The 26,703-nt window shown below is 65.3% G+C and carries 23 protein-coding genes; 10 read left to right on the plus strand and 13 right to left on the minus strand.

The genetic code is table 11. From position 1 onward, the window contains the following. Positions 1–9: 9 nt before the first annotated feature. Positions 10–1,227 (minus strand): lipopolysaccharide assembly protein LapB, encoded by a 1,218-nt coding sequence (gene lapB, locus CEY11_RS03490; RefSeq protein ID WP_088601951.1) that lies wholly within the window; start codon positions 1,225–1,227, stop codon positions 10–12. Between the two features lie 21 nt (positions 1,228–1,248). Continuing rightward, complete coding sequence (locus tag CEY11_RS03495) at positions 1,249–1,572, minus strand: LapA family protein (RefSeq protein ID WP_088601952.1); 324 nt, start codon at positions 1,570–1,572, stop codon at positions 1,249–1,251. Positions 1,573–2,178: 606 nt separating this feature from the next. Between CEY11_RS03495 and CEY11_RS03500 the strand changes: the two genes are divergently transcribed. Both CEY11_RS03500 and CEY11_RS03505 read left to right on the plus strand, forming a co-directional pair. Further along, positions 2,179–3,009: an aspartate/glutamate racemase family protein gene (locus tag CEY11_RS03500; protein WP_143322673.1), complete on the plus strand. Its 831-nt coding sequence runs from the start codon at positions 2,179–2,181 to the stop codon at positions 3,007–3,009. Positions 3,010–3,053: 44 nt separating this feature from the next. Continuing rightward, positions 3,054–4,031, plus strand: a complete 978-nt coding sequence (locus CEY11_RS03505) for a Bug family tripartite tricarboxylate transporter substrate binding protein (RefSeq protein ID WP_088601954.1) — start codon at positions 3,054–3,056, stop codon at positions 4,029–4,031. Between the two features lie 230 nt (positions 4,032–4,261). Here the strand turns inward: CEY11_RS03505 and CEY11_RS03510 are convergent, their stop codons facing one another. The 9 genes from CEY11_RS03510 to gyrA all read right to left on the minus strand — a co-directional run bounded on the left by CEY11_RS03510 (position 4,262) and on the right by gyrA (position 15,647). Next, positions 4,262–4,618 carry an integration host factor subunit beta gene (locus tag CEY11_RS03510; protein WP_088601955.1) on the minus strand — a complete coding sequence of 119 codons (357 nt, stop codon included), beginning with the start codon at positions 4,616–4,618 and terminating at the stop codon, positions 4,262–4,264. A gap of 5 nt (positions 4,619–4,623) precedes the next feature. Then, positions 4,624–6,342, minus strand: coding sequence for a 30S ribosomal protein S1 (rpsA, locus tag CEY11_RS03515; RefSeq protein WP_088601956.1), 1,719 nt, complete (start codon positions 6,340–6,342; stop codon positions 4,624–4,626). A gap of 107 nt (positions 6,343–6,449) precedes the next feature. After that, positions 6,450–7,103, minus strand: a complete 654-nt coding sequence (cmk, locus tag CEY11_RS03520) for a (d)CMP kinase (RefSeq protein WP_269845247.1) — start codon at positions 7,101–7,103, stop codon at positions 6,450–6,452. A gap of 215 nt (positions 7,104–7,318) precedes the next feature. Continuing rightward, positions 7,319–8,641 carry a 3-phosphoshikimate 1-carboxyvinyltransferase gene (gene aroA / locus CEY11_RS03525; protein ID WP_088601958.1) on the minus strand — a complete coding sequence of 441 codons (1,323 nt, stop codon included), beginning with the start codon at positions 8,639–8,641 and terminating at the stop codon, positions 7,319–7,321. Positions 8,642–8,729: 88 nt separating this feature from the next. Continuing rightward, a complete protein-coding gene (locus CEY11_RS03530; RefSeq protein ID WP_088601959.1) occupies positions 8,730–9,632 on the minus strand; it encodes a prephenate dehydrogenase in 903 nt (300 codons plus the stop codon). After that, positions 9,629–10,768 carry a histidinol-phosphate transaminase gene (gene hisC, locus CEY11_RS03535; RefSeq protein ID WP_088601960.1) on the minus strand — a complete coding sequence of 380 codons (1,140 nt, stop codon included), beginning with the start codon at positions 10,766–10,768 and terminating at the stop codon, positions 9,629–9,631. Before hisC ends, CEY11_RS03530 begins: the two co-directional genes overlap by 4 nt. Positions 10,769–10,781: 13 nt before the next feature. Continuing rightward, positions 10,782–11,867 (minus strand): prephenate dehydratase, encoded by a 1,086-nt coding sequence (pheA, locus tag CEY11_RS03540; protein ID WP_088601961.1) that lies wholly within the window; start codon positions 11,865–11,867, stop codon positions 10,782–10,784. Further along, positions 11,860–12,990: a 3-phosphoserine/phosphohydroxythreonine transaminase gene (gene serC, locus CEY11_RS03545; RefSeq protein WP_088601962.1), complete on the minus strand. Its 1,131-nt coding sequence runs from the start codon at positions 12,988–12,990 to the stop codon at positions 11,860–11,862. The genes pheA and serC overlap by 8 nt, the downstream gene beginning before the upstream one ends. Next, a complete protein-coding gene (gyrA, locus tag CEY11_RS03550; RefSeq protein ID WP_088601963.1) occupies positions 12,987–15,647 on the minus strand; it encodes a DNA gyrase subunit A in 2,661 nt (886 codons plus the stop codon). The genes serC and gyrA overlap by 4 nt, the downstream gene beginning before the upstream one ends. A gap of 728 nt (positions 15,648–16,375) precedes the next feature. Here gyrA and ompA point away from each other — a divergent pair. From ompA to gph, 3 genes are all read left to right on the plus strand, one after another. Beyond that, complete coding sequence (gene ompA, locus CEY11_RS03555; RefSeq protein ID WP_088601964.1) at positions 16,376–16,954, plus strand: outer membrane protein OmpA; 579 nt, start codon at positions 16,376–16,378, stop codon at positions 16,952–16,954. Positions 16,955–17,129: 175 nt separating this feature from the next. Next, complete coding sequence (gene ubiG / locus CEY11_RS03560; RefSeq protein ID WP_088601965.1) at positions 17,130–17,900, plus strand: bifunctional 2-polyprenyl-6-hydroxyphenol methylase/3-demethylubiquinol 3-O-methyltransferase UbiG; 771 nt, start codon at positions 17,130–17,132, stop codon at positions 17,898–17,900. A gap of 63 nt (positions 17,901–17,963) precedes the next feature. Beyond that, the gene (gene gph, locus CEY11_RS03565) at positions 17,964–18,632 is read left to right on the plus strand and encodes a phosphoglycolate phosphatase (RefSeq protein WP_088601966.1); all 669 of its coding nucleotides are present in this window, start codon (positions 17,964–17,966) and stop codon (positions 18,630–18,632) included. A 195-nt stretch (positions 18,633–18,827) separates the two neighbouring features. Here gph and CEY11_RS03570 read toward each other — a convergent pair whose 3' ends face one another. Then, positions 18,828–19,598, minus strand: coding sequence for a DeoR/GlpR family DNA-binding transcription regulator (locus CEY11_RS03570; RefSeq protein WP_088601967.1), 771 nt, complete (start codon positions 19,596–19,598; stop codon positions 18,828–18,830). Then, on the minus strand, positions 19,599–19,784 hold the full coding sequence (locus CEY11_RS03575; RefSeq protein WP_088601968.1) for a hypothetical protein: 186 nt from the start codon (positions 19,782–19,784) through the stop codon (positions 19,599–19,601). It abuts the gene before it with no gap. A 202-nt stretch (positions 19,785–19,986) separates the two neighbouring features. Between CEY11_RS03575 and hisN the strand changes: the two genes are divergently transcribed. The 5 genes from hisN (at position 19,987) to CEY11_RS03600 (ending at position 26,534) form a co-directional block, all read left to right on the plus strand. Further along, a complete protein-coding gene (gene hisN / locus CEY11_RS03580; protein ID WP_088601969.1) occupies positions 19,987–20,781 on the plus strand; it encodes a histidinol-phosphatase in 795 nt (264 codons plus the stop codon). Positions 20,782–20,854: 73 nt separating this feature from the next. Beyond that, positions 20,855–22,240, plus strand: a complete 1,386-nt coding sequence (locus CEY11_RS03585) for a glutamine synthetase family protein (protein WP_088601970.1) — start codon at positions 20,855–20,857, stop codon at positions 22,238–22,240. Positions 22,241–22,297: 57 nt separating this feature from the next. After that, complete coding sequence (locus CEY11_RS03590) at positions 22,298–23,686, plus strand: aldehyde dehydrogenase family protein (protein WP_088601971.1); 1,389 nt, start codon at positions 22,298–22,300, stop codon at positions 23,684–23,686. 59 nt (positions 23,687–23,745) lie between these two features. Next, the gene (locus tag CEY11_RS03595; protein WP_088601972.1) at positions 23,746–24,921 is read left to right on the plus strand and encodes an iron-containing alcohol dehydrogenase; all 1,176 of its coding nucleotides are present in this window, start codon (positions 23,746–23,748) and stop codon (positions 24,919–24,921) included. 38 nt (positions 24,922–24,959) lie between these two features. Continuing rightward, positions 24,960–26,534 carry a M81 family metallopeptidase gene (locus CEY11_RS03600; protein WP_088601973.1) on the plus strand — a complete coding sequence of 525 codons (1,575 nt, stop codon included), beginning with the start codon at positions 24,960–24,962 and terminating at the stop codon, positions 26,532–26,534. Positions 26,535–26,703: the final 169 nt, after the last annotated feature.

A 26,703-nucleotide genomic window follows, 5' to 3' on the forward strand; every position in this document is an offset into this window, starting at 1 on the left:
GGAATCGTTTCACTTCAGCTCCTCGAGACGGCGCGGCTCGTAGGTTTCCCAGGAATTGCAGCCTGGGCATTGCCAATAGAAATGCCGCGCCTGGAAACCGCAGACGCGGCACGCGTAGCGATCCAGGCGCTGGGTATGCTTGTGGATCAGCGAGCGCAGCAGGCTCAGGTCGGCGCCCTGCGGCGCGCCCGGAGGCGCTGCGGCATCGCCGCTGGCGAGTTCCGCCTCGAGCAGGCGATCCAGGCCCAGCAGCGAGGGATGGGCGCGCAAGGCCTCGCGCGCAAAGGCCCAGGCAGGTGTATAGCCGGACTGGTTGCGCAGCTCGCGAAACACCACATTGAACAGATCGAGTTCAGGATAACGCGAATAGTGGTCGCGCAGCAGCGCCAGGCCTTCCGCCTGGCGCCCCGCGGCACGGTACAGCTCGAGCAGCTTGGCCGCCACCAGGCCGGCATATTCGGGCGCGGTGGACAGCACGGACTCGAGATAAGCGCGCTCGCGCTCGGGGTGCTGGTTGAGCTTGGCCAGATTGGCGCGCAGCATCGCGATGCGTGCCTCGCTCGCCTGCCCCACACCCTTGCGATTGAGCGCCCGCGCGGCATTGTCGGCCGCGTCCAGCGCCGTGTTGGCCAGATCCATGTCGGGCGGCTTGGCCGCCATGGCCGCCTGCGCCCGCTCGCACTCGTAATGCACCAATTGCGGTACGGGCTCGTCGACCAGGGCGCGCAGCCGCTTGACCGCATCGATGGCCTTGGGCCAGTCGTGCTCGGATTCGTAGATGCGGATCAGCGCGCGCACCGCCGGTATGGCAAAGCGCGTTTCCTGCACGATCTCGAATGCCTGCTCGGCGCGATCCAGCATGCCGGCCTTGAGGAAGTCCTGGGCGATCTCGTGCTGCGCGTGCTCACGGTCTGCCAGGGGCAGATCGGCGCGCGACAGCAGGCTTTGATGCACGCGGATGGCGCGCTCCATTTCGCCGCGCCGGCGGAACAGGCTGCCCAGGGCGAAGTGCAGTTCCGTGGTTTCCGGGTCGAGCTTGGCCACCTCGACAAAGGCGTCGATGGCACGATCGGGCTCTTCATTGAGCAGGAAATTCAGGCCCTTGAAGTACGAGTCGGGCAAGGCGCGCGTCTCGGACAGCATCTGGCGTATGTCGACGCGCGCCGCGATCCAGCCCAGGGCGAACAGGATCGGCACGAAAATCAGCCACCATGGTTCGAAATCCACTCTGAGACCTCGGCTGCTGGTTTACAGGGGGGCCATGGGCGCAATGGTTTCCGGCGCCACCGCGGCGGTGGGCGTGACCGGATGCTTGAGGCGGTCTTCCAGCCGGTCGAGCTCGCGGCGCAGCCGGCGCGCCTCGCGCCCGCGGCGCATCAAGGCCGGCATGGCGGCCAGCAGGCCGAACAAGGCGCCCAGCACGAACAGCACCAGCATCACCACGATCAGCGGCACGCCCCGGATCGCGTATTCCGCATACAGGCCCACGTCGACCGGCCCGGTGTTCTTCAAGGCAAACAGCAATACCAGAATGAACACCACTATCCGCAACACCCAGACCAGGTAACGCATAACTCGAACTCCATAACGGCGGAACCACCGCCGGGATGCCCGCGGCGGCCGAAACCCAGATTGTAAAGGGGAAACGGCCATGCCATGGCTGTGCAGCCAGAGGGTCGTCGTGCCAGCGCTACCGCATGCCCGACTATCCGTGGCCACATGGCTGCGCAAACTTCGACAGCCGCACACTCGCTGCGGCGGGCGCGCCGGACGTGCGCGGATAAACGGCACGGCCATTTTCGAGCCTGCATCGAGTATTGACACCTTGTATCAAGATATCTAGAATGTTCTTCCAGAAGGTATATTTGTTCTGTTAGAAAGAACAAATAAATAGAAAGGAGCGAACACCAAGCCAAGTCCGGCAGCGCCCTAAGCCTCAGCGGCAGGCAGTCACTTAGCTGCTGGCGCGAGCCGAAAAGGCGTATGCACACCTCGGCCATGCGCCCGGCCAGGCGAAGACCGTTGCCGGCGGTATGCCTGCGGTGCGTCCGGCCGCGCGCAAACAGACCGGGCCGGAGCCTGCGACCCGATTCTCTGCCGCGCAAGCAGCACCTGGCTCACGCCCCAGCCCCCTCCGGGAAGCCTTCACCGATTCTTGACCCGCCTAGGAGTACATGCATGAATCGTGACAACCCACCCATGAAGCTTTATTGGCCCATCGGACTGAGCAAGTCCATGCCCAACCGCACCTCGCGCGGTGAACTACTCGATGAAACCCTGCGCGACTACACGCGCCACGTCATGGGGCCCGACGTCGAGGTGGAAATCGGCTGGTTGGAAAAAACCACCTCGCTATTGACTTCGACCTACCTGGGCATGATCAACGATGTCCATGTCATCAACGACATCCTGAAGGCCGAAGCCCGCGGATTCGACGGTGCCATCGTCGGCGGCCATTGGGATCCCGGTCTATATGCCGCGCGGGAAGCCGCCGAGATTCCGGTGGCGGGGCCAGGTGAATCAGCCATGATGCTGGCCGCAACGCTAGGCCGGAAGTTCGCCATGCTGACCGTAATGGACGGCTACGTTCCCGTCATCGAAAACAACATCCGCACCTATGGACTAGAAGCCCGGGCGATCACGCGCAATCCCGTACGCAAGTTCGGCATGACCTACGAAAACTTCGTCCGCTGCCTGGAAGGCAAGGATGACGAGTTTTTGGTGGCCTTCGAGAAGACCGCCAGGGAGTGCATTGCCGACGGCGCCGACGTAGTGATTGCCGGAGGGCAGTTGTTCGGGCCGGCATTCGTGCGCCATGGCTTCCACACCATAGGCAACACCGGCGTTCCCGTGATCGAGACCACGGCTTGCGGCTTGAAATTCGCGCAGACCCTGGTGAGCCTGAAGCGCTCGATCGGGTTGAAAAAGAGTGAGCATATCCACGCACCGTTCCATACGCCGCCACGCGATGTGCTCAACGAAGTGCGTGCGACATTCGGGCTGAGCTGACCCGCCGGCCGGCCACCGCATCCAACAAGACAACGGAGCTATCCATGATCAAGAAACTGCTTGTCACGGCATCCGCAGCCGTGGCTCTGCTAGGCGGGCTGCCCGCCCACGCTGCCAGCAAAGACGCGCCCTCCAACGAGCCAATACGGCTGGTGCTGGGATTCGCCGCAGGCGGCTCCAACGACATCGTCGCCCGTATATTCGCCCATAAGGCAGGCGATATTCTCGGCACGCCGATCATTGTCGAAAACAAGCCCGGCGCCAACGGATCCATCGCTTCCGAATACGTAGCCAAGGCACCTGCCGACGGCCATACCCTGTTGCTGGGCAGCGCCAGCACACTGGCCATCAACCCCCACACCGTCGCCGGCCTGCGCTACGATCCACTGCGGGATTTCGTCGGCGTCGCGCGCATAGCCATGACTCCCGAAGTCATCGCCATCAACCCGCAGGTCAAGGCCAAGACGCTGGCCGATTTCGCGGCACTGGCCAAACAACGGACGGTGTCCATGGCGTCGTCGGGATATGGTGGCTTGCCTCACCTTGCCATCGAGCTGCTGAAAACATCGGCAGGCCTGAAAATCAACCACATCCCCTACAAAGGAGGCGCACCGGCCGCCACCGACACCGTCGGAGGCCATGTGGACGGCATCATCATGGATCTCACCCCCCTGCAGGCCTTCATCAAAGACGGGCGCCTGCGCGCGCTTGCCGTCGCCAGCAAGACACGCTCTACATTCCTACCTGACGTGCCCACCACCGCCGAGCTCGGCTATCCCAGCGTAGAGGCCGTCAACTGGTTTGCAATCGTCGCGCCGAAGGGAACCCCTGCAGCCGTTGCCGACCGCCTGCACGCCGTATTCAGCCAAACAGCCAAAGACCCCGGCGTCATGGCCCAGCTCGGCCAGTCCGGCATCGAGCCTTACACGACGCAAACTCGAGGCGAGCTCACTGCGTTTCTCAAGTCCGAGTCCGAGCGCTGGAAAGCCGTGGCGGCAGCAGCCGGCGTAGAAGCCCACTGACCTGGCATCCTCGCTGCCGGCCGGGCGGGTTCGCACCGCCCGGCACGCTACTCGGGCGTGGAGATCGAACGCCTGGGCGCCGACACCGCCGGCAGCGCACCGTTGCCTGGCATGCAAAGCCCAAGAAGTGAAAAACCCCGCGGCTTGCGCAGCGGGGTTTTTCGCATCAGACAGGCCCGCGGAACAACCACGGGTCTCGGTCGCATATTGGCCGGCGCTACGGCCAGGCTTCAGCCGTGCATCATGCGAGTATCGAACTGGCCCAGTTCAAAAGAGGGCTCGGCTGCCGCCCTGACCTCTTCTTCGTAGGCCGAATCGACCCGCTCGCGCAATTCCTTGCCGGCCTTGAAGTGCGGCACCTGTTTACCAGGCACCAGCACTTTCTCGCCCGACTTGGGGTTGCGGCCCACCCGCGGCGAACGCTCGGACAGGGAAAAGCTGCCGAAGCCGCGGATCTCGATGCGCTGACCGCTGGCCAGAGCCTGGGTCATCGCCTCGAGTACCGTCTTGACGGCGTAATCCGTGTCGCGCGCTGCCAGTTGCGGGTAGCGGCTTGCCAGTATCGCGATCAGCTCTGACTTAGTCACGCCTATTAACCATCGTCGCGTTGTTGATCGAGCTTGGCCTTCAGCAGGGCACCCAGGTTGGTGGTGCCCGACGAAGCACTGGCTTCGGACATACGTTGGATGGTATCGGCGGTCTCGGCGTTGTCGCGGGCGCGGATCGAAAGCTGGATCGAACGCGACTTGCGGTCGATGTTGACGATCATGGCTTCGACGTTCTCGCCGGCCTTCAGCACCGTGGTGGCGTCCTCGACGCGGCCCGCCGAGATCTCGGAGGCGCGCAGGTAGCCTTCGACGTCCACCGACAGGGTCACGACGGCGCCCTTGGGTTCGACCGACTTGATCACCCCCGGAACGATCGCGCCCTTGTCGTAGGTGGCCACGAAGTTGTTGAACGGATCGCCTTCGAGCTGCTTGATGCCCAGCGAGATGCGTTCCTTGTCGGTGTCGATGCCCAGAACCACGGCGTCGATCTCGTCGCCCTTCTTGAAGCCGCGCACGGCCTCTTCGCCCGATTCGGTCCAGGACAGGTCGGACAAGTGCACCAGGCCGTCGATGCCGCCGGGCAGGCCGACGAACACACCGAAGTCGGTGATGGACTTGATGGCACCGCGCACCTTGTCGCCGCGCTTGAAGTTGACGGCGAATTCTTCCCAGGGATTGGGGCGGCATTGCTTCATGCCCAGCGAGATGCGGCGACGGTCTTCGTCGATCTCGAGCACCATGACTTCGACTTCTTCACCCAGGGTAACCACCTTGCGCGGGTCGACGTTCTTGTTGGTCCAATCCATTTCGGAGACGTGCACCAGGCCTTCGATGCCGGCCTCGACCTCGACGAACGCACCGTAGTCGGTCAGGTTGGTGACCTTGCCGAACAGGCGGGTGCCTTGCGGGTAGCGACGCGCCAGGCCGACCCAGGGGTCTTCGCCCAGCTGCTTGACGCCCAGCGAGACACGGCTCTTTTCCTGGTCGAACTTGAGCACTTTGGCTTCGATTTCCTGGCCCACTTGCAGGACTTCGGAAGGATGACGGACACGGCGCCAGGCCATGTCGGTGATGTGCAGCAGGCCGTCGATGCCGCCCAGGTCGACGAACGCACCGTAATCGGTGATGTTCTTGACCACGCCCTTGACCACCGCACCCTCGGTGAGGGTTTCCAGCAGCTTCTGGCGTTCTTCGCCCATGCTGGCCTCGAGCACCGCGCGGCGCGACAGCACCACGTTGTTGCGCTTGCGGTCGAGCTTGATGACCTTGAATTCGAGGGTCTTGCCCTCGTAGGGGGTGGTGTCCTTGACCGGACGCAGGTCGACCAGCGAGCCGGGCAGGAAGGCGCGGATGCCGTTGGTCATGACGGTGAGGCCGCCCTTGACCTTGCCGGTGATGGTGCCGTTGACCAGTTCGCCGGATTCCAGGGCCTGTTCGAGCTGCAGCCAGGCCGACAGGCGCTTGGCGCGGTCGCGCGACAGGATGGTGTCGCCGTAGCCGTTTTCGAGCGAATCAATGGCGACGGAAACGAAGTCGCCGGCATTGACTTCGAGCTCGCCCTGATCGTTCAGGAATTCATCGATGGGAATAAGGGCTTCGGACTTCAGGCCGGCATTGACCACGACGAAATTGTGGTCGACGCGCACGACTTCCGCGGAAATGACCTCACCGGACTTCATGTCCTGGTTCTTGATGCTTTCAGCGAAAAGGTCGGCAAAACTCTCGCCGCCGGTAGCGGCGGCAATGGAGGGGATGGAAGACATTAAGTTGAATCCATGTGGCCGCAAGGGCCGTTAAATAACACGCCCAGGTATCGCGCATACCCGGCGGAGTGAACAAAACCCCGGCCCAGCCGGCGCCGCGAGCGCCTTCAGGTTCGGGTACCCAGGCTCGACCAGAGGTCGAGCACCTGCTTGACTGTTGCTTCGACGGATAGGTTCGATGAATCGATCGTCCGGGCGTCCGGCGCCGCGACCAGCGGCGCGTGGGCCCGGTTGCGATCGCGCGCATCGCGCTCTCGCATGTCTTGCAACAGATCCGCTAGATTAGCAGAAAACCCCTTTTCCTTCAACTGCTTACAGCGCCTCTGCGCTCGTGCCTCGACGTCCGCGACGAGAAAAATCTTCAGGGGCGCATCGGCGAATACCACGGTTCCCATGTCGCGCCCGTCGGCCACCAGCCCGGGGGGCCGGCGGAAGGCCCGCTGGCGCTCGAGCAAGGCCTGGCGCAGCGCCGGATAGGCCGCGATCTTCGAGGCCAGATTGCCCACTCTTTCTTCGCGGATGCGCGCCGCCACGTCGGCGCCGCCCATCCAGATGCGGTCTGCGTCGAAGCGCACGTCCAGGCCTTGCGCGGCCCTGGCCACCGCGGCCTGGTCGCCCGGATCGATGCCGCCGTCGATCACCGCCAGCGCCGCCAGCCGGTACAGCGCGCCGCTGTCCAATACCGCCCAGCCCAGGGCCTGGGCCACCCGGTGGGCGATCGTGCCCTTGCCCGAGGCCGTGGGCCCATCGATCGTGATCATAGGAATTGCGCTCATATCGGTCGTATCAGTCGTTTGCCGCGTGTCCGGCCCAAGTATTGACATTTCTTCGCGAGGCGGCCGACGCCGCATCAGGCGAGTACCAGGAACTCAGTAAACATCGTTCTAAACATCGTTCACTTCAATTCCGCCCAGGCGAAACCAGAGCCTGCTCACCCTAACAGAGCCGCCGCTTCTAGCGCGAACAACCCCTGGCGCTAATCCCGCAGCAGGCCCTGGAATACCGTGAAGTAATCGGGAAATGTCTTGCTGACACAGCCCGGATCCAAGATGGTGACCGGCACCGGCCCGAACGCCGCCAGCGAAAAGCACATGGCCATGCGATGATCGTCGTAGGTAGCGATGGAGGCCGGGCGCCACTGCCCCGGCTGCACCGGGTGCACGCGCAGCCAGTCCGGCCCCGACTCCACTTGCGCGCCGAGCTTGGCCAGCTCGGTATGCATGGCATGGATGCGGTCGGTTTCCTTGACGCGCCAGCTACCTATGTTGCGCAGGGTGCAGGGGCCGTCGGCATACAGCGCCAGCGCCGCGGCGGTCATGGCCGCATCGGGTATCAGGTTGAAGTCCAGGTCGAAGGCCCGCAGCCGGCCGCCCTCGGCCACGCAGACGCCTTCGGCCTCGATGGAATCGGCATCGCGGCGGATGCGCGCGCCCATGGCTTGCAGCGTATCGGCAAACGCAATATCGCCCTGGATGCTGGCGGCGCCCACGCCGCGGATGCGCACCGGGCCGCCCGCGATCGCTCCCAGCGCCATGAAATAAGAGGCCGAAGAAGCGTCGCCTTCGATCGGCAGCGTGCCGGGAGAGCGATAAGCCGCGCCGGCGGGTACGACGTAGCGGTTCCAGCCTTCGCGCCGCACCTCGACGCCGAAGCGCGCCATCAGGTTCAGCGTGATCAGGATATAGGGCTTGGAAATCAGTTCGCCCTCGACCTCTATGACGAGATCCACGCCCGCTTGGCTTGCCAGCATGGGCGCGGCCATCAGCAGCGCCGTCAGGAACTGGCTGGACACCGAACCCTTGACCCGCACCGGCCCGTCCACCCGCAGGCTGCCGCGGCCTATGGCCAGCGGCGGATAGCCTTCGTTGCCGGTATAGCGGATGTCGGCCCCCAGGGCGCGCAGCCCGTCGACCAGGTCGCCGATGGGCCGTTCATGCATGCGCGGCACGCCGGAGAGCCGGTAGTCGCCGCCCATCACGGCCAGCGCCGCGGTCATCGGCCGAAACGCGGTACCCGCATTGCCCAGGAACAGCTCGGCCTGGCGCGCCGGAAAGGGGCATACACCCTCGATCTCGACCTCGGTGGGGCCGATGCTGCGCACCGCCACGCCAAGCTGGCGCAAGGCGGCCAGCATGACGCGCGTGTCGTCGGAATCGAGCAGCCCCTGCAGCCGCGTGCGGCCCTGCGCCAGCGCGGCCAGCAGCAGCGCGCGGTTGGAAATGCTCTTGGAACCGGGCAGCACGACTGCACCCGCGGCACGGCGCGCCGGCGCCAGGGTCAGGCTCTCGGCCGTGGTCATTGCACTACTCTCCTGTCGCCACGCGACATTATTCCCAGGGAAAGGCGTGCGCCCTGCGTGCGGCCGCACGGCGTCTTTTGCAACGGCATCATGACAGTCCGCTCCGGCTGCCCCACAGCCGGCGCGCCAGCGCGGCGCGCTCGAGCCAGTCGTACAAACTCTGGCCGTCCTCGCGTTCCAGGGCCTGCTCGGCCTGTGCCAGGGCCTGCCGGATTTCAGCCAGCTCGGACAATACGGCGCTGCGGTTGGCCAGGAAAATATCGCGCCACATTTCGGCCGAGCCCGCCGCGATGCGCGTGAAGTCGCGAAAGCCGGTGCCGGCCAGGCTCATGCGCACATCGGAATCGCGCGCCGCAGCCACCTGCTCCATATAGACCGAGGCCAGGAAATGCGGCACGTGGCTGACCGAGGCCAGCACCACGTCGTGCGCCTCGGGCTCCATGGTCAGGACGCGGGCGCCGCAGCTTTCCCACAAGCCGGTCAGCCGCAGGCGCGCATCCAGGGAATTTTCCGCCAAAGGCGTAAGCACCACATTGCGGCCGCGGTACAGGGCCGCGTCGGCGGCTTCCGGGCCGGTGCGCTCGGCCCCGGCGATGGGATGGCCCGGCACGAACTGCGCGGCGCCTTCGCCCAGGACGGCACACGCCGTGCGCGCCACGTCGGCCTTGGTGCTGCCGACGTCGGTGAGCAATGTTTCCGCACGCAGATGGGGCTTCAGTTCAGACAATATGCGGCCCATCGCGCCCACCGGGGTGGCCAGCATGATCAGGTCGGCGCTCGCAGCCGCCTGGCGCAGATCGACGGCCTCGTCGATGAGCCCGAGGCGGCGCGCCTGCCGCAGTGTGTGGGCATGGCGCCCCACCCCGAGCACGCGCCCGACCTTGCCCGCGGCGCGCAGCGCCGCGGCGAACGAGCCGCCGATGAGCCCCACCCCGACGACCGCAAGCACCTCTACCCGGGCCGGCCCGGGAGCCTCGGCCGCGCTGCTCATTGGCCCGAGAGCACCGCGGCAAGCGCCTCGATGAAGCGGGCGTTCTCTTGCGGCAGGCCGATCGACACGCGCAGCCATTCGGGCAGGCCGTCGCCGGCCACCGGGCGCACGATGACGCCGCGCTTGAGCAGTTCCAGGTTGATGCGCGCCGCATCGCCCACGCGCACCAGCACGAAGTTGCCGTAGCTGGGCACATACTGCAGTCCGAGCTTGTCGAAGGCTTCGGCCAGCTGCCGCTTGCCCGCCTTGTTGGTCTCGTAGGCGCGCTGCAGGAATTCCTGGTCGTGCAGCGCGGCGATGGCCGCCGCCTGCGCCAGGGTATTGACGTTGAAGGGCTGGCGCACGCGGTTCAGCAGATCGGTCAGGCGCGGCTGCGCCATCGCGAAGCCCACGCGCAGCCCGGCCAGGCCGTAGGCCTTGGAAAAGGTGCGCACCACGATCAGGTTGGGAAAGCGCCGCACCCAGGCGGAACTGTCGAAACGCAGCTCGGGATCCAGATATTCGTTGTAGGCCTCGTCCAGCACTACGGTGACGCGCTCGCCATGGGCCGCGTGCACTGCTGCCAGGAAGGCCTCTACCCTGGCGGACGGCAGGAAGGTGCCGGTGGGGTTGTTCGGGTTGGCCACGAACAGCAGGCGGGTATCGGCATCGATGGCTGCCAGCATGGCATCGAGATCGTGGCCGTAGTCCAGGGCCGGCACCATGAGGTGGCGCGCGCCGCGCGCCTGGGTGGCCAGGCGGTAAACCGTAAAGGCATGCTGCGCATAGACGCAGGACGAACCCGGCGCCAGAAAGGCGAGCGAGGCAAGTTCCAGCAGGTCGTTCGAGCCGTTGCCCAGGGTCAGCCAGGACGCCGGCACCTGATAGTGCTCGGCCAGCGCGGCCTTCAGGTCGAAGCCATTGGGATCCGGGTAGCGGGCCAGCGTACCGGCCGCCTCTATCATGGCCCGCTGCGCCGACGGCGGCAGGCCCAGTGGGTTCTCGTTGGAGGCCAGCTTGACGATGCCGGCGGGGTCGAGCCCGAACTCGCGGGCCAGTTCTTCGATGGGCTTGCCGGCCTGATAAGGCGCGATGTCCAGAATGTACGAAGGCACCTGTGCATCCCGCCCCAGGTTTTGGGCGTCGTTGGCGTTCATTGCGTGCGTGTCCTTATTGGGCCGGATAGGAGCCCAGCACCTTGAAAAAGGCAACTTGTTTCTTCAATGCGGCCAGGGCCTGCGCCACCGGCGGATCGTCGCGATGGCCCAGCAGGTCGACATAGAAATAGTATTCCCACTGGCCGGTGCGCGCCGGCCTGGATTCCAGCCGCGTCATGGACACGCGATGCTCGGCCAGCGGCGCCAGCATCTCGTAGACCGCGCCGGCGCGGTTGGGCACCGCCAGAATCACGCTGGTCTTGTCGTGGCCGCTGGGCAGAGTGTCCATGGCGCCCACGGCCAGGAAGCGGGTGCGGTTCTGCGGGTCGTCCTGGATGCCCGAGGCGACAACGCCCAGGTTCCAGGCGGTGGCCGCCGTGGTGCCGGCGATGGCCGCCACGGTGGAATCGCCGGCAGCAACCCGCGCCGCCTCGGCATTGCTGGAGGCCGCGTCGCGCGCCAGCCCCGGGCAATGCTGCGTCAGCCAGGCCTGGCACTGCGCCAGCGCTTGCGGGTGCGCCATGACGCGCCGCACGCCTTCCAGCGTGCCGGTGCGCGTCATGAGGCAATGGTGAATCTTGATGGAACGCTCGCCCAGCACCTTCAGGGGCGAATTCAGCAGCAGATCCAGGGTGCGGTTGACGGCGCCTTCGGTGGAATTCTCGACCGGCACCATGCCGGCATCGGCCTGCCCGGCCTCGATGGCGCGGAACACCTCGTCGAAGCTATTGCAGCGCAGCGGGGTGATGATGCGCCCGAAGTGCTCGTAGGCGGCCTGTTCGGAAAACGAGCCCTGCGGCCCCAGGTAGGCCACCGTCAGCGCGCTTTCCAGCCCGCGGCAGGCCGAGATGATCTGCGTCCAGACGGCGTCCACGGCCTGGTCGGTGAAGGGGCCGGGGTTTGCTTCCTGCAGGCGGCGCACCACCATGGCCTCGCGCTCGGGTTTGAAGACCGGGCCGTCGGCGTCGAAATCGTGCTTGACTACGCCGACTTCCTGCGCGGCCCGGGCGCGCTGGTTCAGCAGCTCGAGTATCTGTTCATCCAGCGAGTCGATGCGCTCGCGCAGCGGCCGCAAGCGTTCGGTGAGGGAATCATCCATGGCGCCGTTCGAAGTCCTGCATGAAATTGATGAGGGCCCGCACCCCTTCCAGGGGCATGGCATTGTATATAGAGGCACGCATTCCGCCCACGCTCTTGTGCCCCTTGAGCTGCAGCAGGCCGGCGGCCTGCGATTCAGCCAGAAAGTCGGCATTGAGCGATTCGTCGGCGAGGAAGAACGGCGCGTTCATGCGCGAACGCCAGCGCGGATGCACCAGCGCGCGGTAGAACTGCGAACCGTCAAGGCTGGCATACAGTTCCGCAGCCTTGGCGATATTGGCGCGTTCCAGCGCCTGCACCCCGCCCTGGCGCTTGATCCACTTGAACACTAGCCCGGCGATATAGATGGCATAGGTGGGCGGCGTGTTGAACATGGACTGGTTCTTGGCCACATTGGTGTAGTCGAAGGCCGAGGGGCACATCGGCAGCGCGTGGCCGATCATGTCGCGGCGCGCGATGACTACCGTCACGCCGGCCGGGCCGGCGTTCTTTTGCGCCCCGGCATACACCAGCGCGGCCTTGGAAAAGTCGATGGGCCGCGACAGGAAGTGCGAAGACGCGTCCACCACCAGCGGCACGTCGGCGGCGCCCAGCGCGGCCATGTCGGGCCAGTCGGCGAATTCGACGCCGCCTATGGTCTCGTTGCTGCATACGTGCACATAAGCCGCATCGGCGCGCACGCGCCAGGTCTGCGGCTCGGGAAACCAGGTCCAGGCCTGCTGCTGGCGCCCGTCGATCTGCGCGGCCTCGCCGCTGGAAGCCGCCACGGCGATGTCGCCGTAGCGCTGTGCTTCTTTATGCGATTTGTTCGACCAGATGCCCGCCAGCACATAGTCGGCGCGGCCGCTGCCGGCCCGGCCCAGCAGGTTCATGGGCACGATGGCGTTCTCGGCGGTGGCCCCGCCCTGCATGAACATGACTTCGTAGTCGTCGGGCACGCCCAGCAGCTCGCGCAGGTCGGCCTCGGCCTCGTCGCGTATCTGCATGAACTGCTTGCCACGATGGCTCATTTCCATCACGGACATGCCGCAGCCATGCCAGTCGGTCATTTCGGCCGCGGCCTGTTCAAGCACTTCAAGAGGCAGGGCCGAAGGCCCCGCCGAGAAATTCCAGGGCCGCGTCATGAGGGCTCCTCGGTCGGTTCTGCACCGGCATCGCCGCCGGCCTGGCTGGCGTCCGTCTGCGCCTGTTCATCGGATTCGTCTTCGTCGGCATCGCTCTCGACCACGCGCCGCACGCCCGACAGCGTGCTGTCTTCGTCGACGTTGATCAGGGTCACGCCCTGCGTGGCGCGGCCCATCTCGCGGATCTCGGACACACGGGTGCGCACCAGCACGCCGCCGGTGGTGATCAGCATGATTTCATCATCCGGGCGCACCAGCACGGCGCCCACCACCTTGCCGTTGCGCGCGCTGGTCTGGATGGCGATCATACCCTTGGTGCCGCGCCCGTGGCGCGTGTATTCGACGATGGAAGTGCGCTTGCCGAAGCCGTTCTCGGTGGCCGTGAGCACACTATGGGTTTCGTCGCCGGCCACCAGCAGCGCGATCACCGACTGGCCGTCTTCCAGCGTCATGCCGCGCACGCCGCGCGCAGTGCGGCCCATGGGGCGCACGTCGTTCTCGTCGAAACGCACCGCCTTGCCGGCGTCGGAAAACAGCATCACGTCGTGCTCGCCGTCGGTAAGATCGGCGCCGATGAGGAAGTCGCCGTCATCCAGCGCCACCGCGATAATGCCGGCCTTGCGCGGGTTGGAAAAGTCGGACAGCGGCGTCTTCTTGACCGTGCCGCGCGAGGTGGCCATGAACACGTAGTGGTCGTCGCTGAATTCCTTGACCGACAGCACTACGGTGATCTTCTCGCCGTCGGCCAGCGGGAACATATTGACGATGGGCCGGCCGCGCGAATTGCGGGTGCCCTGGGGCACTTCCCAGACCTTCAGCCAATACACCCGGCCGCGATCCGAGAAGCACAGCAAGTAGTCGTGGGTATTGGCGATGAACAGCTGGTCGACGAAGTCGTTTTCCTTCATGGCCGTGGCCTGCTTGCCGCGGCCGCCGCGCTTCTGCGCCCGGTATTCCGACAGCGGCTGGCTCTTGATGTAGCCGGTCTGCGACAGCGTCACCACCATGTCCATGGGGGTGATCAGGTCTTCGGTGTCCAGTTCGGTGGCGTTGTGCTCGATCTCGGAGCGGCGCGTGTCCTTGGCGCTGGTGGAGAATTCGGCCTTGATGGCCAGCAGCTCGTCGCCGATGATGGTGGTGATGCGTTCGGGCCGCGCCAGGATATCCAGCAGGTCGGCGATCGCCGCCATCACGTCCTTGTACTCGCCGACGATCTTGTCCTGCTCCAGGCCGGTCAGGCGCTGCAGCCGCATGTTCAGGATTTCCTGCGCCTGTACGTCGCTCAGGCGGTACAGGCCGTCGTCCTGCAGGCCGTAGCTCGGATCCAGCCCGTCGGGGCGATAGGAGGCGCGCCCGCCCGGCGTCGTGCCGTCGTCGGCGCGGGCCAGCATCTCGCGCACCAGGGAAGAATCCCAGCTGCGCGCCATCAATTCCTGGCGCGCCACCGGCGGCGTGGGCGCCGCCTTGATGATGGCGATGAAATCGTCGATATTGGCCAGGGCCACCGCCAGGCCTTCCAGCACGTGGCCGCGCTCGCGCGCCTTGCGCAGCTGGAATATGGTGCGGCGCGTAACCACTTCGCGCCGGTGCGCCAGAAAATATTCCACCATCTGCTTCAGATTCAGCAGGCGCGGCTGGCCGTCGACCAGTGCCACCATGTTCATGCCGAAGGTATCTTGCAGCTGGGTGTTCTTGTACAGATTGTTCAGCACCACCTCGGGCACTTCGCCGCGCTTGAGCTCTATGACCAGGCGCATGCCGTCCTTGTCGGACTCGTCGCGGATGTCGGATATGCCCTCGATTTTCTTTTCGTTGACCAGCTCGGCGATGCGTTCCTGCAGCGACTTCTTGTTGACCTGGTAGGGTATGGCATCGACCACGATGGCCTGGCGATGCCCCTTGTCCATGTCTTCGAAGTGCGCCTTGGCGCGCATGACCACGCGGCCGCGGCCGGTGCGATAGCCCTCGCGCACCCCCGACATGCCGTAGATGATGCCGCCGGTGGGAAAGTCGGGCGCCGGGATCAGCTCGATCAGCTCGTCGACCGTGCACTGCGGGTGGCGCAGGCAGTACAGGCAGCCGTCGATCACCTCGGCCAGGTTGTGCGGCGGAATATTGGTGGCCATGCCCACGGCGATACCCGAGCTGCCGTTGACCAGCAGATTGGGCAGGCGCGACGGCAGCAGCAGCGGCTCTTGTTCGCTGCCATCGTAATTGGGGCCGAAATCCACGGTTTCCTGGTCGATGTCGGCCAGCAGTTCGTGGGCGATCTTGGACAGGCGGATCTCGGTATACCGCATGGCAGCCGGGTTGTCGCCGTCTACGGAGCCGAAATTGCCCTGGCCGTCGACCAGCATGTAGCGCAGGGAAAAGTCCTGGGCCATGCGCACGATGGTGTCGTACACCGCCGAGTCGCCGTGGGGGTGGTATTTACCGATGACATCGCCGACGATACGCGCGGATTTCTTGTAGGCCCGGTTCCAGTCATTGTTCAGCTCGTGCATGGCGTACAGCACGCGCCGGTGCACGGGTTTCAGGCCATCGCGCACGTCCGGCAGCGCCCGGCCGACGATGACGCTCATCGCGTAGTCGAGGTAGCTGCGGCGCATCTCCTCTTCCAGAGAAATCGGAAGAGTCTCCTTGGCGAAGGAATCCATAGGCATCCAAACGTTGTAACGGTGTTTCGGTAAAAAACCGGGGTCGGGCGAATAGGAAATTCTAGCATCCCGCCCCCCGGGCACCGACTGGGGCCGCCACTCCGGTTCCGGGGCGCCGCGCCCGCCGCCGCCCCCCTTTTCCGATCGAGCCAGGGCCCGCCCACACCCAAAGCGGCACCGCTACTTACCCCGTAGAGCGGACGGGCCTTACGGGCGGGTCTTACACGGACGGGTCTTACGGGCGGGTCTGACTTAGGGCGGGCCTTACGCTTTACGGGGCGGGTCTTACTTAACTTAATTACCTGCTGACTTACCTGCTGACCCTAGGTATTCCGTAAGACTTGCCCGCTGGCCCACGGTATTCCCTAAGACGCACTGCACAAGAACCATTTCGGCCGGCCTGGGCGGGATGCCGCAGGGCATTGCCCACGCGCCGCGCCGAGCCTGTTCCCTCTACGACTTCAGAAACCACTTTAAAGCCGTGAGCCTTGTTGTCAAAAACCAACAATAACCGGCCGACAGACGTAGAAATCCGAATATCTATGCATCCAGCGTAAAACCCGCTTAACTAAGCACATGGAAATGCCTTAAGATTCCCTCAACACGCATGAAACCCAGCGCGATTATTTGATTGACTTCACGGCGTTGCTATACTGGCTACGTTTTCCTGATATGCGGCGGGGGTTCGCTGCGGTCACTTACCAGCATTAAGCTCAACGAGGAGAAATATGAACAAACCCTCCAAATTCGCACTAGCGTTTGCCCTTGCCACAGTCACGGTCTCTGGTGCTGTATCCGCTCAAACCGTAGACAACTGGCGTAATCCGTTCGGCGACGTCTGGAAAAACGGTACCCGCGAACTCTGCTGGCGCGACAACTTCTGGACGCCCGCCACGGGTATCGCCGGCTGCGACGGCGTGCCGGTTGCCCAGGCTCCCGTTGCCGCCCCGACCGCAACCAAGGTGGTTTTGAACGCCGACGCCTTCTTCGACTTCGACAAGGCTACCCTGAAGCCGGCCGGCCGTCAGATGCTTGACCAAGTCGCCGACCAGGTCAAGTCCATCAACCTCGAAACCCTCATCGCCACCGGCTACACCGATTCCATCGGTAGCGTTGCCTACAACCTGAAGCTGTCGCAGCGCCGTGCTGACGCTGTCAAGTCTTACTTGGTCAGCCGTGGTGTGGATCCCAACCACATCTACGCCGAAGGCAAGGGCAAGACGAACTTCGTCGCCAGCAACAAGACCGCTGCCGGCCGTGCGAAGAACCGTCGCGTGGAAGTCGAAATCGTCGGCACCCGCAAGTAATTACGGCCGTTTCAATAGCCGTTACAATGAAGGCCCCGTTCGCGGGGCCTTCGTTTTTTGGCCGGCGGGCCGCGGGGCTCACAGCCAGGCAGCGTAGGCATTGCAACAATAGTACTGTTCACCGTTCCCGCATATTTCCTGCTGCATCGGTTACAGTGCCTGCGAGTATTTCATCATGACCACTGCGACATCCACCTCCGGTGCAGCCTCCGCCGGCTCCGCGCCCCCCTCCAGGCCCCAGGGGGCCGCCAACGTCGACCAGGCCGAGATCGACAAGTTCAGCGCGCTGGCGGCACGCTGGTGGGATCCCAACAGTGAATTCAAGCCCCTGCACGCCATCAACCCGCTGCGCCTGGACTGGGTGCGCGGCCTGGCCGGCCCGCTGGCCGGCAAGCACGTGCTGGACGTAGGCTGTGGCGGCGGCATATTGGCCGAGAGCATGGCCGCCGACGGGGCCGTGGTCACCGGCATAGACCTGGCCGAGAAATCACTGCAGGTGGCGCGCCTGCACGGGCTGGAATCCGGCGTCACCGCCACCTACCGCGCAATCAGCGCCGAGCAGCTGGCGGCCGAAGAGCCAGGCGCCTACGACATCGTCACCTGCATGGAAATGCTCGAGCATGTGCCCGAGCCCGCCTCGGTGGTGGCGGCCTGCGCACAGCTGGCCAAGCCGGGCGCCTGGGTGTTCTTCTCTACCTTGAACCGCAACTTCAAGTCTTTCGTACAGGCTATACTGGCGGCCGAATACGTGCTGCGCCTGCTGCCGCGCGGCACCCACAGCTACGAAAACTTCATCAAGCCCAGCGAGCTGGCCAGCTGCGCCCGCCATGCGGGGCTGGACGTGTTGCGCATGACGGGCATGCGCTACAACCCCGTCACCGAGCACTACAGCCTGGGCAGCGACACTTCGGTCAATTATCTGCTGGCCACGCGGCGCGTAGCCTAGTACCCTTTTTGCCTGATTCGCATCAAAAGGATGCTGGCGGCCAGCCGTACCTCCTGAAATTTCATGAAAAAACTCATACTGTTCGATTTCGACGGCACCCTGGCCGACACCGCGCCCGACCTGGCCGCCGCCGCCAACAAGCTGCGTGTCCGGCAGGGCCTTGCGCCCCTGCCCTACGAGGCGCTGCGCCCCATGGCCTCGCAAGGCGCGCGCGGCCTGATCAAGGCCGGCCTCGGCATGGATCCCGATCATCCCGAGTACGCGCGCTGGCGCCAGCAATTCCTGGACGACTACGAACAGGACATGACCTCGCGCACCGAGCTGTTTCCCGGCGTCACTGCCTTGCTCGACACTTTGAAAAACCACGGCTACGCCTGGGGCATCGTCACCAATAAGGTGGAATACCTGGCCCTGCCGCTGGTGCGGCACCTGGGCCTGGATCGCGATTCCGCCGTTACCGTGGGCGGCGACACCACAGCACATACCAAACCGCATCCCGAGCCCTTGCTGCACGCGGCGCGCAGCGCCGGCGTCGACCCCGCGCGGTGCGTTTACGTAGGCGACGACCAGCGCGACATCATCGCCGGCCGCGCCGCCGGCATGCGCACCATCGTGGCGGCCTACGGCTACTGCGGCCAGGGCTCCGCCACCGACGACTGGAACGCCGACGCCATCGCCCACAGCCCGGCGGAAATCTGGCCGGCCGTGCAGCAGCTGACTGCGATGGCCTGAGGCCCTGCGCGCGAGCGCCCGGTAGACAGGCCCCACCCCCAGCGAGGCTATGGTTCTCGCGACAGGTGGGCTCATTACCCTACGCTAGCGCATTTTCGGCTCAAAATGTTTACGGATTTGCCGCGATACTTGTCCGAGCCCACGCCTCGACGGGTGTAAAGGCCTGAGCCAAACATGCTCTAGCGCGTAGGCGGCTTACACCAGTAGCATCTCGGGCACCAGCCCGGACAGATCCGCATAGCCTTCCTGTTCGCGCGCGCGCGTATTAGTGATCAGCAAGCCCATGCGCTGGGCCGGGCAATAGCTGATGCGGCTGCGCCGGCCTATTTTGCTGTAGTCGGCCAGTATCCATGTGGCGGCAGCGCTTTCGACCATGGCCTGCGCGATTACCGCTTCGTCGTGCTCGAAACTGGTGGCGCCGTAGGCGGCGTCCACAGCCACCGGCGACAGCAGCGCCAGATCGACGCTATAGCGACCGATCTCGGCCACGGTGGCGGCACCGCAAGTGGCGGCCAGGTGCGGACTGAGTTCGCCGCCCAGCAGGGTGACACGATTGCCGTGCGCCGCCCCCTCGCCCTGCGCGTTGAAGCAGAGCGCCGCATCCAGGGAATTGGTAATGACAGCCAGATTGGACAACTTGGCCAGCTCCTGGGCCACCAACGTGGTAGTGCTGCCCGCATCGATGAACAGCGTCATGTCGCGTTCGACGCGCTGAGCCACGGCGCGCGCAATGGCCTGCTTGTACTTGACACGCGTAGCCAAGCGCTGGCCGATGGGCGGCTCGGACGAAATACGTATCGCGCCGCCATGCACGCGCTTGAGCACACCGCGCGCCTCGAGTTCGACCAGGTCGCGGCGCACCGTCTCACGCGACACGCCCAGTTCTTCGACGATGCGGTCAGTGGTAACGCGCCCCAGCCTGTCAAGCAGCGATTGAATTCTTTGATGGCGGGCTTCCAGCCACATTCACTGCACCTCCGTACTAGTGCCTGGCTTGACCCGAGCGAGCACGATCTTCATGGTGACCAGTGCCCCCATCGCCACCAGCATGATAATAATGGGGGAAAATGCCGCCGCCTGCGATACGAAGCCCGCCTCGTTCAGATGCATTACCAAGGCAGTGGCCAGGGCCAGCAGGTGTCCAATCTTCATTTCTTCTGCTTTTTCCGAAAAAAACCGGAAGGCCTCAGCCTCCGGCAATTGGGTGGATTTTGTTATTTTGTGGATATTTGCATATTTTTGCAAGTGTGTATAGACTGAGCGCCATGGCAGCGCCGGGAGCGCGATTGCCGCGGGGAGCCGGAGCTGCAAAAATCTGGGCTCTCTCTACTCGACACATCTGCAAGAAGCCCGTATGAACCAGCCCTCCATCGATTCCGCGCAACTGGCCGACATAGGCCGCTATGCCGAAGAGCTCGCCACCGAGGTGCGCAAGATCGCCCTGAAATGGTTCCGCCACCCGCTGGCCATAGACACCAAGGCCGACGAAAGCCCCGTCACCATTGCCGACCGCGAAGTCGAACAAGCCTTGCGCAAGGCCATAGGCCAGCGCTACCCCAAGCACGGCATTCTGGGCGAAGAATTCGGGCTCGACCACACCGACGCCGAATTCGTCTGGTCCATAGACCCCATCGACGGCACGCGCAGCTTCATTTCGGGCAACCCTTTGTGGGGCTCGCTGCTGGCGCTATTGCATTACGGCAGCCCGGTCTTCGGCATGATCGACATCCCCGCCACCGGCGAACGCTGGATCGGCATGCAGGGCCGCGAAGCCACTTTCTGCGGGCAGCCCTGCCACACTCGCGATACGGCAAAACTCGACCAGGCCATCCTTTACGCGACCGCGCCCGAGATCTTCAATGCCGAAGAGTTCCGCGCTTTCGAAACCCTGTCGGGATCCGTGTACCTGCGCCGCTACGGCGGCGACTGCTACAGCTACGGACTGCTGGCCGCCGGGCACATCGACCTGGTCATGGAGGCCGGGCTGCAGCCCTATGACTACCTGGCGCTGGCCCCGGTCATCGATGCCGCCGGGGGTGTGATCACCGACTGGCAGGGCCGCCCGCTGCACATGGGGTCCGGCGGCCAGGTGCTGGCCGCGGCCAACCGCACACTGCATGCGCAGGCACTCGAGCGCATCGCCGCATAGCCACCCCGTCCCGCACAGGAAAAGATCGCTAACTGCACCCGCACACCTCATCGCCAGGATCAGGGGACTACACATGCAAGAGCGTGCCATCCGCAGTACCGAAGACGCCATCAATCTCGTGCAGGCCAGCGGCCTGTCGCATTTCAAGATCGGCCTGTCCGATATCGATGGCGTCATGCGCGGCAAGTACATGCGCAAGGACAAGTTCCTGTCGGCACTGAAGTCGGGCCTGGGCTTTTGCGACGTGGTCATGGGCTGGGACTCGAACGATGCCATGTACGACAACGTGCAGTTCACCGGCTGGCACACGGCCTACCCCGATGCGCAGGTACGCATAGACCCAGCTACCTGCCGCCGCCTGCCGCTGGAACGCGGCGCCAACGGCGAGGACATGCTGTTCTTCATCGCCGAACTCGACGGCAAGGCGGCCGCCATCTGCCCGCGTCGCCTGCTGCATCGCCTGATCGCCAAGGCGCGCGACATGGGCTTTGCCGCCGACGGCGCGCTGGAATACGAGTTCTTCATGTTCAACGAAACGCCCAAGTCGGTGCGCGAGAAGAACTACCGCAACCTGGAAACCTGGACACCCGGCAATTTCGGCTACTCGGTGCTGCGCAGCACCGTCAACTCTGATTTCTATACCCAGCTGGTCGAGCTTACCGAGCACATGGACATGCCCATCGAAGGCCTGCACACCGAGACCGGGCCGGGCGTACTGGAAGCCGCACTGGAAGTCGACGGCGTCGCCAACGCCGCCGACAAGGGTTTTCTGTTCAAGACCTTCTGCAAGGCGCTGGCCGAGCGCAACGGCCTGATGGCCACCTTCATGGCCAAATGGTCGGCCGAACACTCGGGCCAGAGCGGCCACATCCACCTGTCACTGCGCGACACGGCTAGTGGGCGTAATGTGTTCCATGACCCGCAGGGCGAGCGCGGCATGAGCCGCATCCAGCGCCAATTCCTCGCCGGGGTACAGCGCTACCTGCCGGAATTCATGGCCATGTATGCCCAGACCATCAACAGCTACTCGCGCCTGGTGCCAGGCTACTGGGCGCCGCTGGACGCCACCTGGGGCGTAGAGAACCGCACCACGGCGCTGCGTGTCATACCTGGCTCGGAAAAATCGCAGCGCATCGAGGTGCGCATCGGATCGGCCGACGCCAACCCCTATCTGGCGCTGGCGGCCGCCCTGGGCTCGGGCCTGGCGGGCATAGAACAGGGGCTCGACCCCGACCCGATGGTCACGGGCAACGCCTATACCCAGACTTTCCCCGCGCACCAGAGGCTGCCCGCCACGCTCTGGGAAGCCGCGCAGCGCCTGCGCCAGTCGCAGACCGCGCGGGCGCTGTTCGGCGATGACTTCGTCGAACACTACGCCGCCACCCGCGAATGGGAAGAACGGCAGTTCCGCCAGCACGTCACGGACTGGGAACTGGCGCGCTACTTCGAGATTATCTGACCCGTCCGTCCCTTACGGGAAGGCGCTCCAGAACCACCCGGCTACACAGAGAATCCCATGTCCTCCGAACTCATTACCATCAGCCCCATTGACGGGCGGGAATTGCTGCGCCGCGCCTATACCTCCGAGGCCGATATCGCCGCCGCGCTGACCCGCGCCCGCAATGCCCAGCGCGCCTGGAAACATGTGCCGCTGGCCGAACGCTGCATCGCCGTCGGCGCCGCGGTCGAACGCTTCGTACGCGACAAGGATCAGATCGCCGAGGCCATCACCAGGCAGATGGGCCGGCCGCTGCGCTACACGCCCGGCGAGGTCGCCGGCTTCGAAGAGCGCGCGCGCCACATGATCGCCATTGCACCGCAGGCCCTGGCGCCGCTGGATCTGCCGCCCAAGCAAGGCTTCAGGCGCTACATCGCGCGCGAGCCCGTGGGCGTGGTATTTACCATCGCGCCCTGGAACTACCCGCTGCTGACCGCCGTCAACAGCATCGTGCCCGCGCTGGTGGCGGGCAATGCCGTGATCCTGAAACATTCGGATCAGACGCCGCTGTGCGCCGAGCTGATGCACCGGGCATTCGTCGACGCAGGCTTGCCCGAGGGGGTGTTCCAGTACGTGCATGCCACGCACGCCACGGTACAGCGCCTGATCCAGGCGCCCGAAGTGGATTACGTTTCCTTCACCGGTTCGGTGCCCGGCGGCAAGGCCGTCGAGGCCGCGGCGGTGGGCCGGTTCATCGCTTGCGGCCTGGAACTCGGCGGCAACGATCCAGTCTATGTGCGCGCCGACGCCGACCTGGAGCAGGCTGTCGACACTGTGGTCGATGGCGCCTACTTCAATTCGGGGCAGTCGTGCTGCGGCATCCAGCGCATCTACGTCGACCGCCGCATATACCCGGAATTCACGGAACGCGCCGCCGCACTGGTGAACCAGTATGTGCTAGGCGACCCCATGGATCCGGCCACCACGCTGGGCCCGGTGGTGCGCGCCACTGCCGCGCGCGAGATTCGCGGCATGGTGCGTGAGGCCCTGAACAAAGGCGCGCGCGATCTCGTCGACACGGCGCGCTTCGGCATGGCCCGCGACGATACGGCCTATGTGGCGCCGGCCCTGCTGGTGGACGTGGATCACGGCATGCCGGTCATGAACGACGAGTGCTTCGGGCCGGTGGCCGGCATCATGCCGGTCGACAGCGACATCCAGGCGGTCGAGCTGATGAACGACAGCCCCTACGGCCTGACCGCCGCAGTCTTCACGCGCGATACCGAGACGGCGCTGCGCATTGGCCAACAGGTGGAAGCCGGCACCTTCTTCATGAACCGCTGCGATTACCTGGATCCGGCCCTGGCCTGGACAGGCGTCAAGAACAGCGGCCACGGCGTGTCCCTGTCCGCGCTGGGCTACGAGGCCCTGACCCAGGCCAAATCTTTTCATCTACGCCTGCTTTAGAGTCCCGCCCGATCGAAACCAATCGACAGGATACAGGCAAGCCAAACAACCCATCCGCCATGACTTCCGACTACCGCTCGCTGCACGCCAACTGGAACTACCCCACCGCCATCAAGGCCGGCCCCGGCCGCAACGCCGAGCTGCCCGCGCTGTGCACTGCGCAGGGCATGCGCCACCCGCTGCTGGTGACCGACCCGGGGCTGGCCTCGCTGCCCATGGTAGAGCAGGCGCTGCAATGCTGTCGCGCGGCGGGGCTCGAGACCACGCTGTTCTCGTCCATCAAGGGCAACCCGACCGGTACCAACGTCGAGGACGGCGTACAAGCATACAAACAAGGCGGCCACGACGGTGTCATCGCCTTCGGCGGCGGCTCGGCCCTGGACGCGGCCAAGGCGATCGCGCTGCTGGCCGGCCAAAGCCGCCCGCTCTGGGACTTCGAAGACATCGGCGACAACTACCTGCGTGCCGACGCGGCCGCGATGGCCCCGGTCACCGCCGTGCCGACCACCGCGGGCACCGGCTCCGAGGTGGGCCGCGCCTCGGTCATCACCGATGAGCAGGCGCACGTCAAGCGCATCATCTTCCATCCACGCATGCTGCCCGGCGCCGTCATACTCGACGCCGAGCTATGCACCGGGCTGCCCGCGAAACTGACCGCGGCCACGGGCATGGACGCCCTGTCGCACAATCTCGAGGCCTTGTGCTCGCCCGTGCATCACCCCATGGCGCACGGCATCGCGCTGGAGGGCATACGCCTGGTGCAGCGCTATCTGCCCGACGCGGTGCGCGATGGCTCGAATATCGAGGCGCGCCACCATATGCTGGTGGCATCGTGCATGGGCGCCACCGCCTTCCAGAAAGGCCTGGGCGCCATGCACGCGCTGGCCCACCCCCTGGGCGCGCTGTACGACGCGCACCACGGCATGCTCAATGCCATACTCATGCCCTATGTGCTCAAGGCCAACCGCCCGGCCATCGAGCATCGCATCGCCGAGCTGGCGCGCTACATGGACTTGCCCGCCGCCGGCTTCGACGGCTTCCTGCAATGGGTACTGGATCTGCGCGCATCGATAGGCATCCCGCACGCCCTGGCCGACATCGGTATTCCCGCCGACCGCTGCGCCGAAATAGGCGCGATGGCAGTGGCCGACGGCTCGGCGGCCACCAACCCCATCGCCTATAGCGCCGAACAATACGCACACATTCTGGAAAATGCCCTGGCTGGGGCTCTCTGAGCACCGATCACCCCCGTACCATCCGCAAGGCCCTACCCATGGCACTGATAGGCGTCGCAGGCTTCCTGCACGAAACCAATACCTTTGCACCCGAGCCCACGCCCATGGCGCGCTTCGTCGAAGCCGACGCGTGGCCCGGGCTGCTGCGCGGCGCCGAGATCGCGCCAGCCACCCGCGGCATGAACCTGGCCATCAGCGGCTTCATCGAAGCCGCCGAGCGGGACGGGCATTGTCTGGCGCCTCTGCTGTGGTGTTCGGCCAACCCTTCGGGGCCGGTACAGCGTGAGGCCTATGAACAGGTGGCCGGCGAACTGGAAGCCATGCTGTCGCGCCAGCCGGCCCTGGATGCCTTGTTTCTGGATTTGCACGGTGCCATGGTGGCACAGCATCTGCAGGACGGCGAAGGCGAGCTGCTGCGGCGCCTGCGCCGCGTGCGGCCCGGGCTGCCCATCGTTGCGGCCCTGGATTTCCACGCCAACCTGAGCCCGGCCATGCTCGAGCACAGCGACGCGCTGGTGGCCTACCGCAGCTATCCGCACGTGGATATGGCCGAGACCGGACGGCGCGCCGGCGCCATGCTGCGGCGCCTGCTACAGGGGCACCGGCCGCACGCAGCCCTGCGCCGGGCACCCTTCATCATACCCATGGCCTGGCAAAGCACCCTGGCCGAACCCGCCGCGGGCCTGACGGCGGCAGCGCTGGCGCTTCAGGATGAACAGGTCTGGGAGGTGCAATTCATTCCCGGCTTTCCGCTGGCCGACATCCACGACAGCGGCCCGTCGGTACTGGTATACGCCGCCAGTGCGGCGGCAGCGGAGCGCGCCGCCGATACCTTGTATACACAAGTGCTGCGCGCCCGCGACGCCTTCCGCGGCACCCTGTATTCCCCCGCAGAAGCGGTAAGCAGGGCGTTGCAGCGTCAATCGCACATGCTTGTTGCGGCGCCGGCGGGCAGCCGGGCCGGCGAGCCCGTGTGCGGCGGGCCAAATGCCGTGGAGCACATGAATGCTGGCAACGCAGCTACGCCGCCGAGTCACGCCGGCCACACCGTGATACTCGCCGATACGCAGGACAATCCGGGCGGCGGCGGCAGCGGCGACACCACCGACCTGCTGCACGAACTGCTGCGCCGCGGCGCACGCAAGGTGTGTGCAGGCGTAGTGTGCGACCCCGGCTTCGCCGCCGCGGCGCATGCCGCGGGTGCCGGCGCCGTGCTGGCGCACCCGCTTGGAGCCGGCAGCGGCATAGGCGCGGCGCCTCTGCCCGGCCCCTATACCGTCATGGCGCTGGGCGACGGGCGCCTGGTAGGCAGCGGCCCCTTCTACCAGGGATGCCGCATGGATCTCGGCCCCATGGCGCGGGTGCGCGTGCAAGGCCTGGACATCGTGGTGTCGAGCCGCAAGCAGCAGGCCGCCGACCAGGCCATGTTCCGCCACGTCGGCGCACAACCCGCGGACTACGACACCCTGGTATTGAAGAGCTCGGTGCACTTCCGCGCCGACTTTGCCGCCCTGGCCGACGAGATCCTGGTGGTGGCCGCGCCGGGCCTGAATACCGCCGACCTGCATACCCTGCACTACCGGAACCTGCGGCCGGATATGGAAATCCTGTAAGCGGGAAGACACGGACATGCCCGGGCCCGGCCTCACAACAGTTGCGGCTGTCGCTGCGGCTTGCGCCTTGCCCTGTATACGAATCCATCAACCTCATCATGGACGCGAACTTCGGCGACACGGTGCTGGCGCAAACCTTGCTTGCAGAATTTCACAATATGCCGGATGC

The organism is Candidimonas nitroreducens, from assembly GCF_002209565.1.
In the GTDB taxonomy this organism is placed as follows: domain Bacteria; phylum Pseudomonadota; class Gammaproteobacteria; order Burkholderiales; family Burkholderiaceae_B; genus Candidimonas; species Candidimonas nitroreducens.

Bases quoted from the DNA above. Each gene is read 5' to 3' on its own strand.
- CEY11_RS03585 (WP_088601970.1), top strand. From the start codon at position 20,855: ATGCAAGAGCGTGCCATCCGCAGTACCGAAGACGCCATCAATCTCGTG.
- hisN (WP_088601969.1), top strand. From the start codon at position 19,987: ATGAACCAGCCCTCCATCGATTCCGCGCAACTGGCCGACATAGGCCGC.
- CEY11_RS03590 (WP_088601971.1), top strand. From the start codon at position 22,298: ATGTCCTCCGAACTCATTACCATCAGCCCCATTGACGGGCGGGAATTG.
- CEY11_RS03505 (WP_088601954.1), top strand. From the start codon at position 3,054: ATGATCAAGAAACTGCTTGTCACGGCATCCGCAGCCGTGGCTCTGCTA.
- pheA (WP_088601961.1), bottom strand. From the start codon at position 11,867: ATGGATGATTCCCTCACCGAACGCTTGCGGCCGCTGCGCGAGCGCATC.
- cmk (WP_269845247.1), bottom strand. From the start codon at position 7,103: ATGATCACGATCGATGGGCCCACGGCCTCGGGCAAGGGCACGATCGCC.
- CEY11_RS03570 (WP_088601967.1), bottom strand. From the start codon at position 19,598: ATGTGGCTGGAAGCCCGCCATCAAAGAATTCAATCGCTGCTTGACAGG.
- CEY11_RS03595 (WP_088601972.1), top strand. From the start codon at position 23,746: ATGACTTCCGACTACCGCTCGCTGCACGCCAACTGGAACTACCCCACC.
- CEY11_RS03600 (WP_088601973.1), top strand. From the start codon at position 24,960: ATGGCACTGATAGGCGTCGCAGGCTTCCTGCACGAAACCAATACCTTT.
- CEY11_RS03530 (WP_088601959.1), bottom strand. From the start codon at position 9,632: ATGAGCAGCGCGGCCGAGGCTCCCGGGCCGGCCCGGGTAGAGGTGCTT.
- CEY11_RS03575 (WP_088601968.1), bottom strand. From the start codon at position 19,784: ATGAAGATTGGACACCTGCTGGCCCTGGCCACTGCCTTGGTAATGCAT.
- CEY11_RS03500 (WP_143322673.1), top strand. From the start codon at position 2,179: ATGAATCGTGACAACCCACCCATGAAGCTTTATTGGCCCATCGGACTG.
- aroA (WP_088601958.1), bottom strand. From the start codon at position 8,641: ATGACCACGGCCGAGAGCCTGACCCTGGCGCCGGCGCGCCGTGCCGCG.
- gph (WP_088601966.1), top strand. From the start codon at position 17,964: ATGAAAAAACTCATACTGTTCGATTTCGACGGCACCCTGGCCGACACC.
- ompA (WP_088601964.1), top strand. From the start codon at position 16,376: ATGAACAAACCCTCCAAATTCGCACTAGCGTTTGCCCTTGCCACAGTC.
- serC (WP_088601962.1), bottom strand. From the start codon at position 12,990: ATGACGCGGCCCTGGAATTTCTCGGCGGGGCCTTCGGCCCTGCCTCTT.
- ubiG (WP_088601965.1), top strand. From the start codon at position 17,130: ATGACCACTGCGACATCCACCTCCGGTGCAGCCTCCGCCGGCTCCGCG.
- CEY11_RS03495 (WP_088601952.1), bottom strand. From the start codon at position 1,572: ATGCGTTACCTGGTCTGGGTGTTGCGGATAGTGGTGTTCATTCTGGTA.
- gyrA (WP_088601963.1), bottom strand. From the start codon at position 15,647: ATGGATTCCTTCGCCAAGGAGACTCTTCCGATTTCTCTGGAAGAGGAG.
- rpsA (WP_088601956.1), bottom strand. From the start codon at position 6,342: ATGTCTTCCATCCCCTCCATTGCCGCCGCTACCGGCGGCGAGAGTTTT.
- hisC (WP_088601960.1), bottom strand. From the start codon at position 10,768: ATGAACGCCAACGACGCCCAAAACCTGGGGCGGGATGCACAGGTGCCT.